The 14,559-nt window shown below is 67.1% G+C and carries 20 protein-coding genes; 10 read left to right on the top strand and 10 right to left on the bottom strand.

What is annotated here, in order from left to right; genetic code table 11:
* The first annotated feature begins 97 nt into the window (after nt 1-97).
* Nucleotides 98-577, top strand: coding sequence for a bacterio-opsin activator domain-containing protein (locus tag VJ162_RS02960; RefSeq protein ID WP_324662273.1), 480 nt, complete (start codon nt 98-100; stop codon nt 575-577).
* 7 nt (nt 578-584) lie between these two features.
* Here VJ162_RS02960 and aroA read toward each other — a convergent pair whose 3' ends face one another.
* The 6 genes from aroA to VJ162_RS02930 all read right to left on the bottom strand — a co-directional run bounded on the left by aroA (nt 585) and on the right by VJ162_RS02930 (nt 4,103).
* Nucleotides 585-1,871: a 3-phosphoshikimate 1-carboxyvinyltransferase gene (gene aroA / locus VJ162_RS02955; RefSeq protein WP_324662272.1), complete on the bottom strand. Its 1,287-nt coding sequence runs from the start codon at nt 1,869-1,871 to the stop codon at nt 585-587.
* A 157-nt stretch (nt 1,872-2,028) separates the two neighbouring features.
* Complete coding sequence (locus VJ162_RS02950) at nt 2,029-2,385, bottom strand: ArsR/SmtB family transcription factor (RefSeq protein WP_324662271.1); 357 nt, start codon at nt 2,383-2,385, stop codon at nt 2,029-2,031.
* On the bottom strand, nt 2,382-3,053 hold the full coding sequence (locus VJ162_RS02945) for a sensor domain-containing protein (RefSeq protein WP_324662270.1): 672 nt from the start codon (nt 3,051-3,053) through the stop codon (nt 2,382-2,384). The genes VJ162_RS02950 and VJ162_RS02945 overlap by 4 nt, the downstream gene beginning before the upstream one ends.
* A 77-nt stretch (nt 3,054-3,130) precedes the next feature.
* Complete coding sequence (locus VJ162_RS02940) at nt 3,131-3,403, bottom strand: DUF7521 family protein (RefSeq protein WP_324662268.1); 273 nt, start codon at nt 3,401-3,403, stop codon at nt 3,131-3,133.
* Nucleotides 3,400-3,756, bottom strand: coding sequence for a hypothetical protein (locus VJ162_RS02935; protein ID WP_324662267.1), 357 nt, complete (start codon nt 3,754-3,756; stop codon nt 3,400-3,402). Before VJ162_RS02935 ends, VJ162_RS02940 begins: the two co-directional genes overlap by 4 nt.
* A complete protein-coding gene (locus VJ162_RS02930) occupies nt 3,753-4,103 on the bottom strand; it encodes an ArsR family transcriptional regulator (protein ID WP_324662266.1) in 351 nt (116 codons plus the stop codon). Before VJ162_RS02930 ends, VJ162_RS02935 begins: the two co-directional genes overlap by 4 nt.
* A gap of 108 nt (nt 4,104-4,211) precedes the next feature.
* Here VJ162_RS02930 and VJ162_RS02925 point away from each other — a divergent pair, with 108 nt between their 5' ends.
* From VJ162_RS02925 to VJ162_RS02910, 4 genes are all read left to right on the top strand, one after another.
* Complete coding sequence (locus VJ162_RS02925; protein WP_324662265.1) at nt 4,212-4,937, top strand: sensor domain-containing protein; 726 nt, start codon at nt 4,212-4,214, stop codon at nt 4,935-4,937.
* 54 nt (nt 4,938-4,991) lie between these two features.
* Nucleotides 4,992-6,167 carry a Xaa-Pro peptidase family protein gene (locus VJ162_RS02920; protein ID WP_324662264.1) on the top strand — a complete coding sequence of 392 codons (1,176 nt, stop codon included), beginning with the start codon at nt 4,992-4,994 and terminating at the stop codon, nt 6,165-6,167.
* 162 nt (nt 6,168-6,329) lie between these two features.
* Nucleotides 6,330-6,482, top strand: coding sequence for a hypothetical protein (locus VJ162_RS02915; RefSeq protein ID WP_324662263.1), 153 nt, complete (start codon nt 6,330-6,332; stop codon nt 6,480-6,482).
* Between the two features lie 78 nt (nt 6,483-6,560).
* Nucleotides 6,561-6,770: a ribbon-helix-helix domain-containing protein gene (locus tag VJ162_RS02910; RefSeq protein ID WP_004593281.1), complete on the top strand. Its 210-nt coding sequence runs from the start codon at nt 6,561-6,563 to the stop codon at nt 6,768-6,770.
* Here the strand turns inward: VJ162_RS02910 and VJ162_RS02905 are convergent, their stop codons facing one another.
* Complete coding sequence (locus VJ162_RS02905; protein ID WP_324662262.1) at nt 6,771-7,181, bottom strand: hypothetical protein; 411 nt, start codon at nt 7,179-7,181, stop codon at nt 6,771-6,773. It abuts the gene before it with no gap.
* A gap of 70 nt (nt 7,182-7,251) precedes the next feature.
* On the bottom strand, nt 7,252-7,932 hold the full coding sequence (locus VJ162_RS02900) for a hypothetical protein (protein ID WP_324662260.1): 681 nt from the start codon (nt 7,930-7,932) through the stop codon (nt 7,252-7,254).
* Nucleotides 7,933-8,050: 118 nt separating this feature from the next.
* Between VJ162_RS02900 and VJ162_RS02895 the strand changes: the two genes are divergently transcribed.
* The gene (locus VJ162_RS02895) at nt 8,051-8,743 is read left to right on the top strand and encodes a VOC family protein (protein ID WP_324662258.1); all 693 of its coding nucleotides are present in this window, start codon (nt 8,051-8,053) and stop codon (nt 8,741-8,743) included.
* A gap of 27 nt (nt 8,744-8,770) precedes the next feature.
* Here VJ162_RS02895 and VJ162_RS02890 read toward each other — a convergent pair whose 3' ends face one another.
* Both VJ162_RS02890 and VJ162_RS02885 read right to left on the bottom strand, forming a co-directional pair.
* Nucleotides 8,771-9,076, bottom strand: a complete 306-nt coding sequence (locus VJ162_RS02890) for a DUF5779 family protein (protein WP_324662257.1) — start codon at nt 9,074-9,076, stop codon at nt 8,771-8,773.
* Nucleotides 9,077-9,156: 80 nt separating this feature from the next.
* Entirely contained in the window at nt 9,157-9,399 is a 243-nt protein-coding gene (locus VJ162_RS02885; protein WP_324662256.1) for a hypothetical protein, read from the bottom strand.
* 132 nt (nt 9,400-9,531) lie between these two features.
* Here VJ162_RS02885 and VJ162_RS02880 point away from each other — a divergent pair, with 132 nt between their 5' ends.
* From VJ162_RS02880 to ilvC, 4 genes are all read left to right on the top strand, one after another.
* Nucleotides 9,532-10,779 carry a LeuA family protein gene (locus VJ162_RS02880; RefSeq protein WP_324662966.1) on the top strand — a complete coding sequence of 416 codons (1,248 nt, stop codon included), beginning with the start codon at nt 9,532-9,534 and terminating at the stop codon, nt 10,777-10,779.
* A gap of 333 nt (nt 10,780-11,112) precedes the next feature.
* Complete coding sequence (ilvB, locus tag VJ162_RS02875; protein WP_324662255.1) at nt 11,113-12,882, top strand: biosynthetic-type acetolactate synthase large subunit; 1,770 nt, start codon at nt 11,113-11,115, stop codon at nt 12,880-12,882.
* Complete coding sequence (ilvN, locus tag VJ162_RS02870) at nt 12,882-13,481, top strand: acetolactate synthase small subunit (RefSeq protein ID WP_407066821.1); 600 nt, start codon at nt 12,882-12,884, stop codon at nt 13,479-13,481. The genes ilvB and ilvN overlap by 1 nt, the downstream gene beginning before the upstream one ends.
* Nucleotides 13,474-14,499, top strand: a complete 1,026-nt coding sequence (gene ilvC / locus VJ162_RS02865; RefSeq protein WP_324662253.1) for a ketol-acid reductoisomerase — start codon at nt 13,474-13,476, stop codon at nt 14,497-14,499. The genes ilvN and ilvC overlap by 8 nt, the downstream gene beginning before the upstream one ends.
* The last annotated feature ends 60 nt before the right edge of the window (nt 14,500-14,559 follow it).

The raw sequence follows: 14,559 nt of genomic DNA, 5'->3' as shown, positions 1-14,559 counted from the left end.
GGGGCGGGGACATTTGAACCTTGTAGATGTACGGGCCGACGCGCCGGGCAAGAGTGTTGGGAAATATACATATGTGCCGGGGCGTTACTGACACAGAATGTCAGTCATCACCGAAATGACGGTCGACTCCGGCGAGTTCCTCCTGGGGACGGTCCTCTCGCGGGACCCCGAAGCGGACATCGAGCTGGAGCGAGCGATCCCGGCCACAGACCAGGTGATGCCCTACATCTGGGTGACCGGACGGGAGCTGCCCGACTTCGAGAGCCGGGTGCGGACGAGCCCGCACGTCAGGCGACTGGCCGCCGTCGACGTCGTCAACAACCAGGGGCTGTACCGCATCGAGTGGGCCGACGACGGCGAGAGTCTCGTCCACGGGCTCTCGGAGACGGGGGCGACGATACTGAACGCGCGGGGGGCGGGCACGTGGGAGTTTCTCCTCCAGTTCGACGACTACGGCGGCCTCGCCAGGTTCCACAACTACTGTCGCCGCCGCGGCATCGGAATCTCGCTAGACCGGGTCTACTCCCCGGAGGGCATCGAGCGGGCAGACGAAGACGGCCTCCGAACCGAACTGTAGGGGCGAGCTACCGCTCGACCGCGCCGCCAAGCGATTCGAGCAGGTCGAAGAAGTTCGGGAAGGAGACGTCGACGTGTTCGGCGCCGGTGACGGTCGTCTCGCCGTCCGCGACGAGGCCGGCGACGGCCAGCGACATGATGATGCGGTGGTCGGCCCTGCCGTCGACGGTCGCGCCTCGCAGTTCGGAGTCCTCGCCGTAGATGACGAGCTCGTCCTGTTTCTCCTCGACGCGGGCGCCCAGCTCGGTCAGCTCCTCGGCCATCGCGCTGACCCGGTCGGTCTCCTTGTAGCGGACGTGTTCGGCGTCGGTGATCCGGGTGACGCCGTCGGCGGCCGCGCCCAGCGTCGCGATGGTCGGAAGGAGGTCCGGCGTGTCTTCGACGCCGACCTCGATGCCCGTCAGCTCGCTCCGTTCGACCGCGATTTCGCCGCTGTCGCGGTCCCAGGAGAGGGTCGCGCCCATCCGGTCGAGAATGTCGACGATAGCGGTGTCGCCCTGCGCGCTCGGGACGGCCGAGGTGACGGTCATCCCTTCCGGGGCCGCAAGCGCCCCCATCGCCAGCAGGTAACTGATAGAGGAGAAGTCGCCGGGGACGTGATACTCCCCGCCGTCGGGGTCGTAGGACTGCCCGCCGGCGACGGTGAAGCCCTCGGCCGTTCGCTCGGCCGTGACGCCGTAGTCGGCGAGCACTTCGAGCGTGATGTCGACGTACGGCGAGGACTTGAGTTCGGTCGTCAGCTCGATGTCGATACCCTCCTCAGTGACCGCGCCGGCCATCAGCAGCGCCGTGATGTACTGCGAGGAGACATCGCCGGGGATGGCGACGCTCCCGCCGCCGACGCCGCCGCCGACGACGAGAGGAGCCTGGCCGTTCTCGCGGGTGCTCTCGGCCCGGCCGTCGAGTTGCCCGATGGCGTCCAGCAGCGGGCCCTGGGGACGGGAGCGCAGGGAGTCGTCGCCCGTGAGAACGGTCAGCCCCTCCTGAAGCGCGGCCGTCGCGGTGACGAGTCGCATCGTCGTCCCGCTGTTGGCACAGTCGATGACGTCGGCGGGCGTCCCGGGGCGGCCGTCGAAACCCGTGACCTCGATGGCTGACTCGTCGCTCCGGTCGACGCTGCCGCCGTAGGCCGTGACGGCGCGCATCGTCGCCTTCGTGTCCGCGCTCACGAGCGGCGCTCTGACGGTGGCGCCGTCGGCGTAGCCCGCCGCGAGGATGGCCCGGTGCGTGTAGCTCTTCGACGGCGGGGCCTGTGCGGTGCCCGCGACCGTCGAGTTGCGGATGGTGATATCCATGGTCGGGCGGTTGCGGGCGGGCGACAAGAGAGTACCGCTCTCGGCGTTCGCGGGCCACGACGCGACGGGTGTCCGACCACCAGTTTACACTGGTTGCTGTACGTTCGTAAAGATATTCGCGGTAGCGAAGTACGTCGGTTTGTTACAGCCACCAGTCTCAGTCCGAGCCGACGGCGTCGACCGCGACGGTCCAGCCGTCTCCGGTGAGCTCTACGCTGACGCCCGCCAGTCGACTCCGGAACACCTTCCGGTGGTGGCCGTCCGCGTCGTACTGCATCGAACTGGCCACGAGCCCGGCGTCGCACAGCCGCTCCAGCCGGCGGTAGACGGTCGGCCGCGAGCAGTCACAGGCGTCGCCGATAGCCCGTGCCGATTTGGGCTCCTCGACCAGACAGGCAAGTATCTCCCGGGCGTACTCGTCGTCGAGCAGCCCGAACAGCTCCGCCGGCGACCGTTCGGCCGCCGGCTCCGCGCTGTCGTCGAACGCCCGGGACGCCCCGGCGCTCGCGGTCACGCCGTCTCACGCTCCCGACCGACCGACAGGAGCGCGTCGGTCATGACGCCGCCGACCGCCGCCAGCGCGTTCCAGAGGTTACAGACGACGACGAGACCGACGACCCCCAGCACCGACAGCGCCAGCGCTTCGGGCAGCGTCGTGACGACGTGGCTGCCGAGCCGGTAACTGGTATCGGGAGAGTCGTACACGAGCGGGGCGGGGATGAGTACGGCTACGGTCACGCCACCGATGACGACCACGCTGAACGTGACTACGCCGAAGACGAACTTCAGGAGGACCACGCCGACGCTGGTCCACGTCGTCGGTTCGAGGGTAAAGCGCCGCAGCGCGGCCACGTACCCCTCCTCGTCGGTGTCGACGGCCCACTCGCGGGGGTGTGACAGCAGCGGCGGCGCCGGCGTCTCCATATCGAGCAGGGCGCGTGAGAGCCGCGCTTCCAGCCCTGCCGCCGCCGTCGTCGCCGCGAGCGTCGCAAGCAGTATCGGCAGGCCGACCAGAGTGACGAGCAGCGAGACCCCCGTCGAGGTCCCCACAGTGAAACCGACGAAGTACAGCATCCCCAGCGGAAACGCAAGCAGGAGATAGAGGAGCCGTTTGTACGTCCCGACACGAAGCGGTGCGGTGACGAACCGTCGCAGGCTGTCACCCGGAGTCGCAGTCTCCATCACAGGTAGACAGAGCCGCCGGGCGACGGTATATGTAGAGCAGCGGCTGTGAGCGACACAGCCGTGCGAAAGTTTTATCAGTCAGAACGGAACGTCCGGTAGATGGCCAGGAGGCCGACCGTGTGAGCGAGCGTGATACCGAGCAGCGCTTGCGCGTCCGACAGCGCGAGCAACTCACCGACGATGGTGAGAAAGAACGGGACGACGGCGATGGCGGCGACACCGACTGCGAGCCCCCGCATCACCGGGCTGTCGTTGCGCCGGTACCCCCTGAAGGCGAGCCACGCGACGACCGCGCCGAGAGTCGCCGTGACAGCCGACGCGGCCGTCGCGACCAGCTCCGCCGTCATGGCCGCCCCCTGTAGATGACGGCGAGGATGACGACCAGCCCGGCGGCCTCAACCGTGGTCGCCGCGAGAATTCTGACCGGCTCGGCCACCGCGGTGAGGTTCCCGGCGACGAGGCGGATGAACATCGGCGCCGGTGCCAGGAGGAACATCCCGACGGCGAGCCCGAGTATCGGTTTCGACCGCGAACGCAGGTATCCGCGGACGAACCGGTAGGTGACGAGGACCGAAAGCACCAGCGCGACGAAGAACGTCAGGAGCGCAAGCAGCCCGGTCGCGGCGCTTCCCCCCTCGACCGACACCTGCAGCGCTGGCGCGGCGGGCGGGGCCGTTTGGAACGGTTCGGGCAGTCTCATCCGGTGAACTCCTCGTACAGTCGGGTGAAGCGGTCGGCGGGCGGTTCGCGCCGGTCGACCTCGATGCGGACGCCGTCGTCGGTGAACTGTATCTCGACGCGCTCCAGGCGCGCGGCGTAGGTCTTGTAGTGGTTGCCGTCGGGGTCGAGCTCCTGGTGTTCGGTCAGCAGCTCCCGTTCGAGCAGCCGGTCGACGAGGCGGTATATCGTCGAGTCGTCGGCCCCACAGCGGTCGCTCAGGCTGTCGACGGACCGCGCCTGCTCGCGGGTGACCACGAGTATCGTCCGGGCGTTCTCGTCGTCGAGCAACGTGAGCAGCTCCTCGTCGGCGTCACCGGCCGACTGCATCTGTCGGACGTTGCGCCGACGGGTACATTAATCACTGCCCCGACTCTCCGGGCTCACAGCCCGGCCGCAGCTTTAGGTGAGTCCGTCGAGACATCCCCGATAGACTGCATGCCTTCCCTCCGATCTGCGTGTACCGCGCCCGTCCGCCTGCGGACCTACCGCCACCTCCTGTATCTGGCGCTCGTGTTACCGCTCGGACTGCTCTATTTCAACGTCTTGCTGACCGGCCTCTCGGTCGCGATACCGCTCTCCGCGCTGGTCGTCGGCGTGCCGATACTGCTCCTGACGCTGCTGGTCGCCCGGGGGTTCGCTGCGGCCGAGCGACGGCTCACCGCCTCGCTGCTCGGTGCCGACCTCGCCGACCCGTCCTACCCGTTTCTGGACGGCGGCCCGCGCGAACGGGCGAAAGCGCTGCTTTTCGACGGCACCACCTGGCGCGAGTGCCTGTATCTGTTCCTGCTGTTTCCGGTCGGCGTCGTCGCGTTCACGAGCCTCGTCACGGGGCTGACGGTCGCGCTGACCCTGCTTGTCACACCGTTCGTATACGATACACCGGGCGTCCGCGTCGGCGTCTTCCCGGAGGGGTCGGTGACGATTTCACAGTCACTGACCGTCCCCTGGGGCGACCTACTGGTCGGCGTCGGCGTCGTGACGACGGTCAGCGAGTGGGCGGTCGACTCGCTGGCTGACGCGCTTCTGTTCTCGCTGTTGGGCGTCGCAGTGCTGGTCGTGACGCTGAACCTCGCCAACGCGGCGGCGTGGCTGCTGGCCCGGGTCGCGGAGCGGTTGCTCGACGACCGGGGCGCGACCCGGGACGGATCGGAGACGGCGTGACCGAGGCCGACCGCCGTCGGTAACCCTTTGGCGTCCCCGCCCCGACGGGCCTGCATGAACCCCGACTTCGGCCGGCTCGACGCGTTCCTCGACGAGACCAACACCGACGGCTATCTCATCGACGCCGACTCGACGGACTCGGACCAGTACTACCTCTCGGGCTTTGACGCGCCGGACCCCTTTATCACGTTGTACGACGGCGAGACCCACCTGCTCTTTCCGCGGAGCCTCGAATTCGGCCGCGCGAAGCGCGAATCCCGCGCCGAGACCGTCGAACGGTACGTCGACTTCGACCATGCCGAACTGGTCGAAGAATACGGGTCCGAGTCGGCCGTCTCGCACGTCCTCGCCCGGTTCCTCGGCTCCTACGACGTCGACAGCGTCGCCGTCCCGCCCAGGTTCCCCCTGCGGACAGCCGACGGCCTCCGCGAGCGTGGCGTCGAGGTGACGCCCGACACCGACGGCACGATAACCGAGATCCGGGCGACGAAGACTGCCGAGGAGATAGACCACGTCCGGGCCGCCCAGCGGGCCAACGAAGCGTCGATGGCCGCTGCCGAGGACCTGCTCCGGGAGGCCACAGTCGCCGACGACGGGACCCTCACACACGAGGGCGCGCCCCTCACCAGCGAGCGGGTCAAAGAGGAGATCGAGGTGACGCTGCTTCGCCACGGCTGTTCGCTCGACGAGACCATCGTCGCCTGCGGGGCCGACGCCGCCGACCCGCACGACCGTGGGAGCGGTCCCCTCTCCGCCAATGAACCCATCATAATCGACATCTTCCCCCAGAGCAAGGCCACGAAGTACCACGCCGACATGACCCGGACGTTCTGTGTGGGCGACCCCTCCGAGGCCGTCCGGGAGTGGTACGACCTGACCGAGCGGGCGAAAGAAGCCGCCTTCGACGCGCTCGAACCCGGCGCCACGGGCGAAGCGGTCCACAATGCGGTCTGTGACGTCTACGAGGACGCCGGGATGTCGACCTTGCGGAGCGACGACCGGACCGAGACCGGCTTCATCCACTCGACGGGCCACGGCGTCGGTCTGGACGTCCACGAGCTCCCGCGGCTCTCGCCGGGCGGCGGGGAGCTCGAACCCGGCCACGTCGTCACTATCGAGCCGGGGCTGTACGACCCCGCGATCGGCGGCGTCCGCATCGAAGACATCGCCGTTGTCACCGAGGACGGCTACGAGAACTTCACCGACTACGACCAGCACCTGGTCGTGTGAAGAGCTCTCAGTGGTGCTGGCGGCCGTCCGGGGATAAATCATGAACTTTTATTATAGATGGGGCGAAAGCAGGTGATACCTCATGCTTGTACGCAAGCTCCGCTCGCGCCGTGCCGATGCGTCGACCGACCACCATCGCAGAAACCCCACACACCCACCCGGATGACAACCACAATCACGACACCCACCGACGACGAATCGTACCCGACACCCGAATTCGGCAGCCGTTCGACGGACGGCGCTCAGCTGATGTTCTCGCCGACCAGCTCGGCGACCGCCGGCCACTTCGACACCGAAGCGGACGACCTTCGCTGAGACTACCGGCAGTACGAGGCTCCGCCGTCGCTGCCGGCATGACACAACCGTTTTCCGGCCCCGTGGCATGGCTGAGATATGGCCGATTACACCACGGTCTCGATACCGAAAGACCTCGCAGAGCGCGTCGAGGAGACCATCGAGGGGACGAGCTTCTCCAGTACGTCGGACCTCGTCCGCTTCCTGCTTCGCAGCATCGTCGTCGAGCACCAGCGCGAGGGGGAGCTGACGGAGGCGCAGTTCCAGGACATCACCGACCAGCTCCGTGATCTGGGCTACCTGGAGTAGCTACGCCAGCGACTCCTCGGGTGGCTCGATATCGAGAATCTCAACGTCGACGGTGCGTCCCGACCGGTCGAACGCGCCGAAGCTCTCGTCGTCCCAGGGCGGGATAGCGACGAAGATGACCTCGTGGAGGTCGTCGAGCTTGCTGACGCCCATGTAGCCGTCCGGGTGGGAGACGAAACGGCCCTGCGTCTGGCCGGCGGGCGTCCCCAGGTCCATTCCGAAGACGGCGTTGACCGAGCTCCCGGCCGACGGCAGGTAGAAGTCGGTAAACACCGGCGTCTCCGGGTCCAGGTCGGCCTCCGGCAGCTCCTCGGCTCTGGTGACCGCCAGCGAGATAGTCACGCCGTCGGGCTCGGCCTCTTGGGCCATTCCCAGCAACGTTTCGACGAGACCGCGTGTAACGTACACCACGCCGGAATTTCGGGCGGTGGTCGTATAACCCCGTCGCCGGTCCCCCGGGCCGACCGGTTCGGACGAGGGGCTATCCCAGGACGAACGACTTCAGGTTCTTCAGGTACAGTCCCGGCATCCGCCCGCGAGAGCCACGGAGCGCCTCGGCGAGAGCCCCACTGGCGTCGTCCATGACGCCGTGGCCGTGGCCCACGAGGAGCCTGTCGGGGTCGAGGCGGTTCAGCTTCGTCGGCGGCGTCAGCCGGAGCATCGGGTGGACCCCGAGCCGTTCGCCACTGGCCAGGAAGTAGTCGACTGTCCCGACGGCCTCCGGAACGACGAGCGTGTCGTCTTCGTCACCGTACAGCGCGGCCTCCTTCCAGACCGCGTTGCTCGTGAGCTCGTGAATCCCGTAGTCGGTGCCCGGAATCTGTCGGTGGACCCGCTCGGTGGGGGCGTCGACGTCGTCTTCCGTGCCGGCGAGCGCGTCGGGGACGTAGACGGGGGCGTCGTGGCGTTTCGCGATAGCCGCCGAGTCGCGCTTGTGGCGGTCCAGCAGGAGGACGACGCCGGCTACCTCCCCGAACTCGGTCAGGAGGTCGTCGAGGCCGTCGCCGTCGACGGGGTCGACGACGATGGCACCGGCGTCGGTCCCGAGGACGTGGCTCGCCCGCTGCATCGTCTCGTCGGGGTAAGCGATCCAGCTCGCCCCCCGGTCCCAGCGATTCGTTTCGACCCAGTTCGTCGCCACGCCGTCTCCTTTCATTGGCATGCCCGGTGATACGGTCCCAGCGAGGATAAAGGGTCTAACTAACGGGCGCCGTGTTCCCGCCCAGTCGCTCCCGTCCACCGGGCCGACAGTTTTCAGGGTCGGCGACCAACGCCTCCCTATGCTCGCTGCCCCGGAGTGGCTCACGCTGGAGGCGAAGTACCCCGACCGGCTGACCGCCTTCTACGAGGCCTTCCTCGAACTCGACGCGGTAGAGGCCAGCGAGGGGGCGGCCGTGCTCGCGGCCGGGGAGACGGATATCTGCCTGCGTGCGCCCGGTCCGGTGCCCCGCGGCGGCCTCCACACCCACTTCGCGCTGACGGTCCCGGACCGGGAGTACGACGACTGGTACGACCGGCTCGACGAGCGCTTCGACCTCGTCGAGCACACCTTCGGCGACGCGCGGTCGCTGTACTTCTACGACCCGGAGGGCAACTGCGTGGAGCTGGGCGAGCGGCCGCTGGAAGCCAAACACAGCGGCGTCGGCGATCTGTTCGAACTGGTACTGGAAGTCGAGCAGCTGGGCGTGGCGGTCGAGTTCTACGAGCGACTGGGCTTTGACGTCGTCGACGACGGCCGTGACGACGGTCGGGTCCGACTCACTACCGGCGAGTTCGACCTCGAACTCTGGTCGCCGCGGCTGGGCATCGCCGACGCCCGTGGTGGTGTCCACGTGGATTTCGGCGTCGGCGCTGCCGACCCCGGTGCGGTCGCCCGCGAGGTGGCCGACGACGCGCTGGCGGTCACGTCCGTGGACGACGGGGTGCGTATTCGTGACCCCGACGGCCACTACGTGACGCTGGTCGGTGAGTGACCGCGCCGCCGGTCGACGGCGACGCGCTCAGGTGTTCAGCCGGCTCTTGTCGATGGTGACACTCGCCGGCGTCACGATGAGAAAGCCCCGGAAATGCATCAGGTCGCCGCCGGCGCCCTTGACCGGGCGGGCAAACCCCGACGCGAGCTCGTTCAGGTCACCCTCGACGTTCAACACGAGCACCTGCCCGTCCTCGATGGCTTCGACCCACTCCGCGTCGTCGGTCGTGCCGTCCAGCACCCCGAGGACGAGCCGGTGGCTCCCGCCGGTCTCCTCGTCGGCCGCCATCTGGTCCTCCACTGCCTGCAGGTCCAGCCCCTCGAAATCGCTCATACTCCGTGTGCATGCGTGCGACCAGCAAAAATCCCTGCCCCCGTGTCTGACGGCTGTCGTGCGTTATGTGGTGGGACCGACTAGAGGTGTCCCTGCAGATAGATTTTCTCGTCGGTTTTGGTGTCGACGGCGTCCTGATGTACCGTGTAGTCTTCGTCGGTCGTACTCCCCCAGCCGAGGTCGGACAGAAGCGAATCAGCGAGGCCGGGGTCGGGGTCGACGGACACCGTCTCAGTGCCGACCTCGCTCACTCGGCCGAGTGTCGTCTCGCCCGCATCGACTACTATCTTCCCCTCGTCGTCCTCGGTGAACGTAACTGTCATCGTAGCGAACAATGAGCGCCGGTCGATAATACCTGCTGCTTGCAGAGACAGAGAGGGCAGGTAACGAACGGCCCGGGCACCCGTCCCGGCGTCGAGGGTCGCCGGCGCCACTCCGATGAACAACTATAAGTACTGGAAGGGTCCACTATCACCTGCTTATGTCCAACAACGAGGGCACGTCGGGATCTCCGGCGGATCGAGTTCTTCCAGGGCACACTGGATTCCACGTCTGAGATAACAGACGCACGCATTTTCGACACCACGCTGCGCGACGGCGAGCAGTCGCCACGCACGTCGTTCAACTACGAGGACAAACGCGAGATAGCGGCCGTACTCGACGAGATGGGCACCCACGTCATCGAGGCCGGGTTCCCCGTCAACTCCGACGCGGAGTTCGAGGCGGTCCGTGACATCGCCGAGTCCACTCATGTGACGACGTGCGGGCTGGCGCGCGTGGTCGAGAAGGATATCGAGGCGGCCCTGGACTCGGGTGTGGACATGGTCCACACCTTCGTCTCGACGTCCGACGTACAGTTACAAGACTCCATGCACGCGACCCGTCAGGAGGCGCTGGACTCGGCCGTCGAGTCCGTCGAGCGCATCACGGAGGCGGGCGCCGAGTGCATGTTCTCGCCGATGGACGCCACCCGGACCTCGGAGGAGTTCCTCATCGAGGTCATCGAGGCGACATCGGACGCGGGGGCGGACTGGATAAACATCCCCGACACCTGCGGGGTCGCCACGCCCCGTAGATTCTACGACCTCATCGAGATCGTCGACGCGCACACGGACGCGAGAATCGACGTCCACACGCACGACGACTTCGGGTTCGCCTCGGCGAACGCGATCTCCGGCTTCGAGGCGGGCGCGAGCCAGTCCCAGGTGTCGGTCAACGGTATCGGCGAGCGGGCCGGTAACGCGGCCTACGAGGAGGTCGTGATGGCGCTTGAATCGCTCTACGACGTGAACACGGGCATCGATACGACCCGCATCACGGAGCTGTCCCGTTTGGTCGAGGAGAAGTCGGACATCCCGGTGCCGGCCAACAAGCCCATCGTCGGGCGCAACGCCTTCTCCCACGAGAGCGGCATCCACGCGGCGGGCGTCATCGAGAACTCCGACACGTTCGAGCCCGGCGTCATGACCCCCGAGATGGTCGGCGCCGAGCGCGAGCTGGTGCTCGGGAAACACACCGGCGCCCACTCGGTGCGCGAGCGCCTGGTCGATGCGGGCTACGACCCGACCGACGCCGAAGTGCGGGAGGTGACCCGCCGCGTCAAGGAGTTCGGCGCGGAGAAAGAGCAGGTCACGATGAGCGTGCTTGAGCGGTTCGCCACGGAGGTCGGCGTCGAAGAGGAGAGCGAGGAGGTCCGGGCGTAGGCCCATGACCTCGGGTTCGGTCGCCGAGACGCACCGACAGCAACGCCCACTCCGGGCTGTACACGGCGTTCGCCACGACCTATCACAGAACGTTTATTACCTATCGCGGACAGACTCAGGGTACGATGACGGCGTACGCTGGCACCTCGGGTCGCCCGGCCGCCAGCGGTGCGCTTCTTCTCCGCGAAGTCGGTATTGTAGGGGCGGTATAGCCCCACATCACCCACTTCCGTCACGGCCCGTACCGACTACCTACCACCCACCAGACACCCCAGCTATGCACACAGCACACACACGACGACCGTACCGACAGCACACCACCGGAGGACAGTTATGAGCGAACACGCACCGCCAGCGGAAGACGACGCCGCGGACGAACAGCCCGCCGACGCGGACGCGGAACAGTCGCCGGTCACCACCGGCGCCGAGTCCGTCGTCCGTGCACTGGAAAACGCCGGCGCGGAGTACATCTTCGGCGTTCAGGGCGGCGCTATCATGCCCGTCTACGACGCGCTGTACGACTCCGACCTCAACCACGTGACGATGGCCCATGAACAGGGGGCCTCCCACGCCGCCGACGCCTTCGGTATCGTCAGCGGCAAGCCCGGCGTCTGTTTTGCGACGTCAGGCCCCGGCGCGACCAACCTCGTCACCGGTATCGCCGATGCCAACATGGACTCGGACCCGATGATAGCCCTCACCGGGCAGGTCCCCACTGAGTTCGTCGGCAACGACGCCTTCCAGGAGACCGACACGGTGGGTATCACCCAGCCGGTCACCAAGGAGAGTTACTTCGCGTCCGATTCAGACACCGTCGGCGACAACGTCGGCGAGGCCTTCGCGCTGGCCGACGCCGGCCGTCAGGGGCCGACGCTCGTCGACCTGCCCAAAGACATCACGCAGGGCGAGACCGACGTCGAACCCGGCGAGGCGACGACGCCGGACACCTACGAGGTCCCCGAGGAGGCCGACGACGAGGCCGTCCAGGAGGCCGCCGAGGCCTTCGCCGACGCCGACCGGCCCGTCATCCTCTCGGGCGGCGGCGTCATCAAGGCCGACGCCTCGTCGGCGCTGCGGGAGTTCGCCACGGAGTACGAGATTCCGGTCATCACGACGATGCCCGGAATCGGCTCCTTCCCGGAGGACCACGAGCTGTCGCTCGAATGGGCCGGCATGCACGGCACCGGCTACGCCAACCTGGCCATCTCGAACACCGACTGCCTGCTGGCCATCGGGACCCGCTTCGACGACCGCCTGACCGGCGGCGTCGACTCTTTCGCCCCCGACGCGGAGGTCATCCACGTCGACATCGACCCCGCGGAGATATCCAAGAACATCTACGCGGACTACCCGCTCGTCGGGGACGCACGGGAGGTCCTGCGCCAGCTGTTCGACGCCGTCCCAAGCGCCCCGGACGCCGACGAGTGGCGCGAGCAGTGCCAGACCTGGAAATCGGAGTACCCGATGACCTACGACACGCCCGACGACGAGCCGCTGAAACCGCAGTACGTCGTCGAGACGTTCTCCGATATGACGCCGGACGACACCATCGTCTGTACCGGCGTCGGCCAACACCAGATGTGGGCCTCCCAGTTCTGGGAGTACACCGAGCCCCGCACCTGGGTCTCCTCGCACGGCCTCGGGACGATGGGGTATGGCGTCCCCGCCGCCATCGGCGCGAAACTGGCCGCCCCGGACCAGGAGGTCGTCTGCTTCGACGGCGACGGCTCGTTCCTGATGACGGTTCAGGGCCTCTCCGTCGCGGTTCGCGAACAGCTCGATATCACCTACGTCGTCCTGAACAACGAGGCGGTCGGGATGGTCCGCCAGTGGCAGGACGGGTTCTACGAGGGCCGCCGGATGGCCTCCGAATACCCGTGGATACCCCAGTTCGACAAGCTCGCCGAGGCCTTCGGGGCCCGCGGCTTCCGGCTGGAAGCACAGGAAAACGTCGAGGAGACGATTCAGGCCGCCCGTGAGTACGACGGCCCGAGCGTCATCGACGCTCACATCGACCCCGGGGAGAACGTCTTCCCGATGGTCCCAAGCGGCGGTGACAACGGGAAGTTCGCACTGAAAGAAGACCATCTGGAGGAACTCTAATGACTGGTGGAATGCCCGGCCCGGCGCCCCACGACCGGATGCAGCCGGAGGGACGACGGAACTCACAGGGAATTCGCATCGACCCCGAGGCGGAAGCGACTCACGAGCCGCGCCAAGCCGTGCTGTCGGCGCTGGTCAAACACAGGCCCGGCGTGCTGTCGGAGGTCTCGGCGCTTTTCTCCCGGCGGCAGTTCAACATCGAAAGCCTCACCGTGGGGCCGACGGTCGATTCGGACACGGCCCGGATGACCATCCTCATCGAGGAGCCCGAACCCGGTATCGACCAGGCCAAAAAGCAGCTGCGGAAGCTGGTTCCGGTCATCGAGGTGACGGAGCTGGACCCGACTGCGCTCCGCCGGGAACTCGCGCTCATCAAGGTCGGTGGGGAGAAACCCGACGACGTCAACGCCGTGGCGGAGATGTACGACGGCCAGGCCGTCGACGCCTCCACGGAGTCGGTGACAGTCGAAATCACGGGCAGCAAGCAGAAAATCGACGCCGCCGTCGAGGCGTTCAAGCAGTTCGACGTGCAGGAAGTCGTGCGGACGGGGGCCGCCGCGCTGGAACGAGGCCCCAAGACACTGGAGAAACATGACTGACGAACTCGACACGACAGTTTACTACGACGACGACGCCGACGTATCGCACGTAACCGACGAGACGGTCGCCGTCCTGGGCTACGGTTCCCAGGGCCACGCCCACGCGCTGAACCTTCACGACTCCGGTGTCGACGTCATCGTCGGCCTCCGAAAGGGGTCATCCTCGCGGGAGGACGCCAAGGCGTCGGGACTGACCGTCAAGACGCCCGACGTGGCGGCCGCCGAGGCCGACCGCGTCGTCATGCTGGTCCCCGACACCGTCCAGCCCGCGGTCTACGAGGCCATCTCGGATGGGCTCGAACCCGGTGACACGCTGCAGTTCGCCCACGGGTTCAACATCCACTACGGCCAGATCGAGCCCCAGGAGGGCGTCGACGTGACGATGGTCGCACCGAAGTCCCCCGGTCACCTCGTGCGCCGGACCTACGACCGCGGCGAGGGGACGCCCGGTCTTATCGCAGTGTATCAGGACGCCACCGGTACGGCAAAGGAGGGCGCGCTCTCCTACGCCAAGGCCATCGGCTGTACGCGAGCGGGCGTCATCGAGACGACGTTCCAGGAAGAGGTCGAGACCGACCTCTTCGGCGAGCAGGCGGTGCTGTGTGGCGGCGTCACGGAGATGGTGAAAGTCGGCTTCGAGACCCTCGTCGACGCGGGCTACTCCCCGGAGATGGCCTACTTCGAGTGTCTCAACGAGCTCAAGCTCATCGTGGACCTGATGTACGAGGGCGGCCACATGGAGATGTGGAACTCGGTCTCCGACACCGCCGAGTACGGCGGCCTCACCCGCGGCGAGGAAGTCATCAACCGCGAGGGGATGGAGGACATCTTAGAGGAGATTCAGCAGGGCGAGTTCGCCCGCGAGTGGATCACCGAGAACCAGGCCAACCGGCCCAGCTACAAGCAGTACCGGCAGGCCGAACAGGACCACGAGATAGAGCAGGTCGGCGCCGAGCTGCGTTCCCTGTTCTCGTGGGGCGACGAGCAGCAGAAAGAGGAAGCCCCGGCGGACGACTGAGATGAGCGAGCGGACCTGCGGCACAAACTGTACGCGGCCACACACGAACGACGCGACCGA

This window comes from Haloarcula sediminis, assembly GCF_035656455.1.
Lineage (GTDB): Archaea > Halobacteriota > Halobacteria > Halobacteriales > Haloarculaceae > Haloarcula > Haloarcula sediminis.
This window is presented reverse-complemented; position numbering and strand designations above follow the sequence as displayed.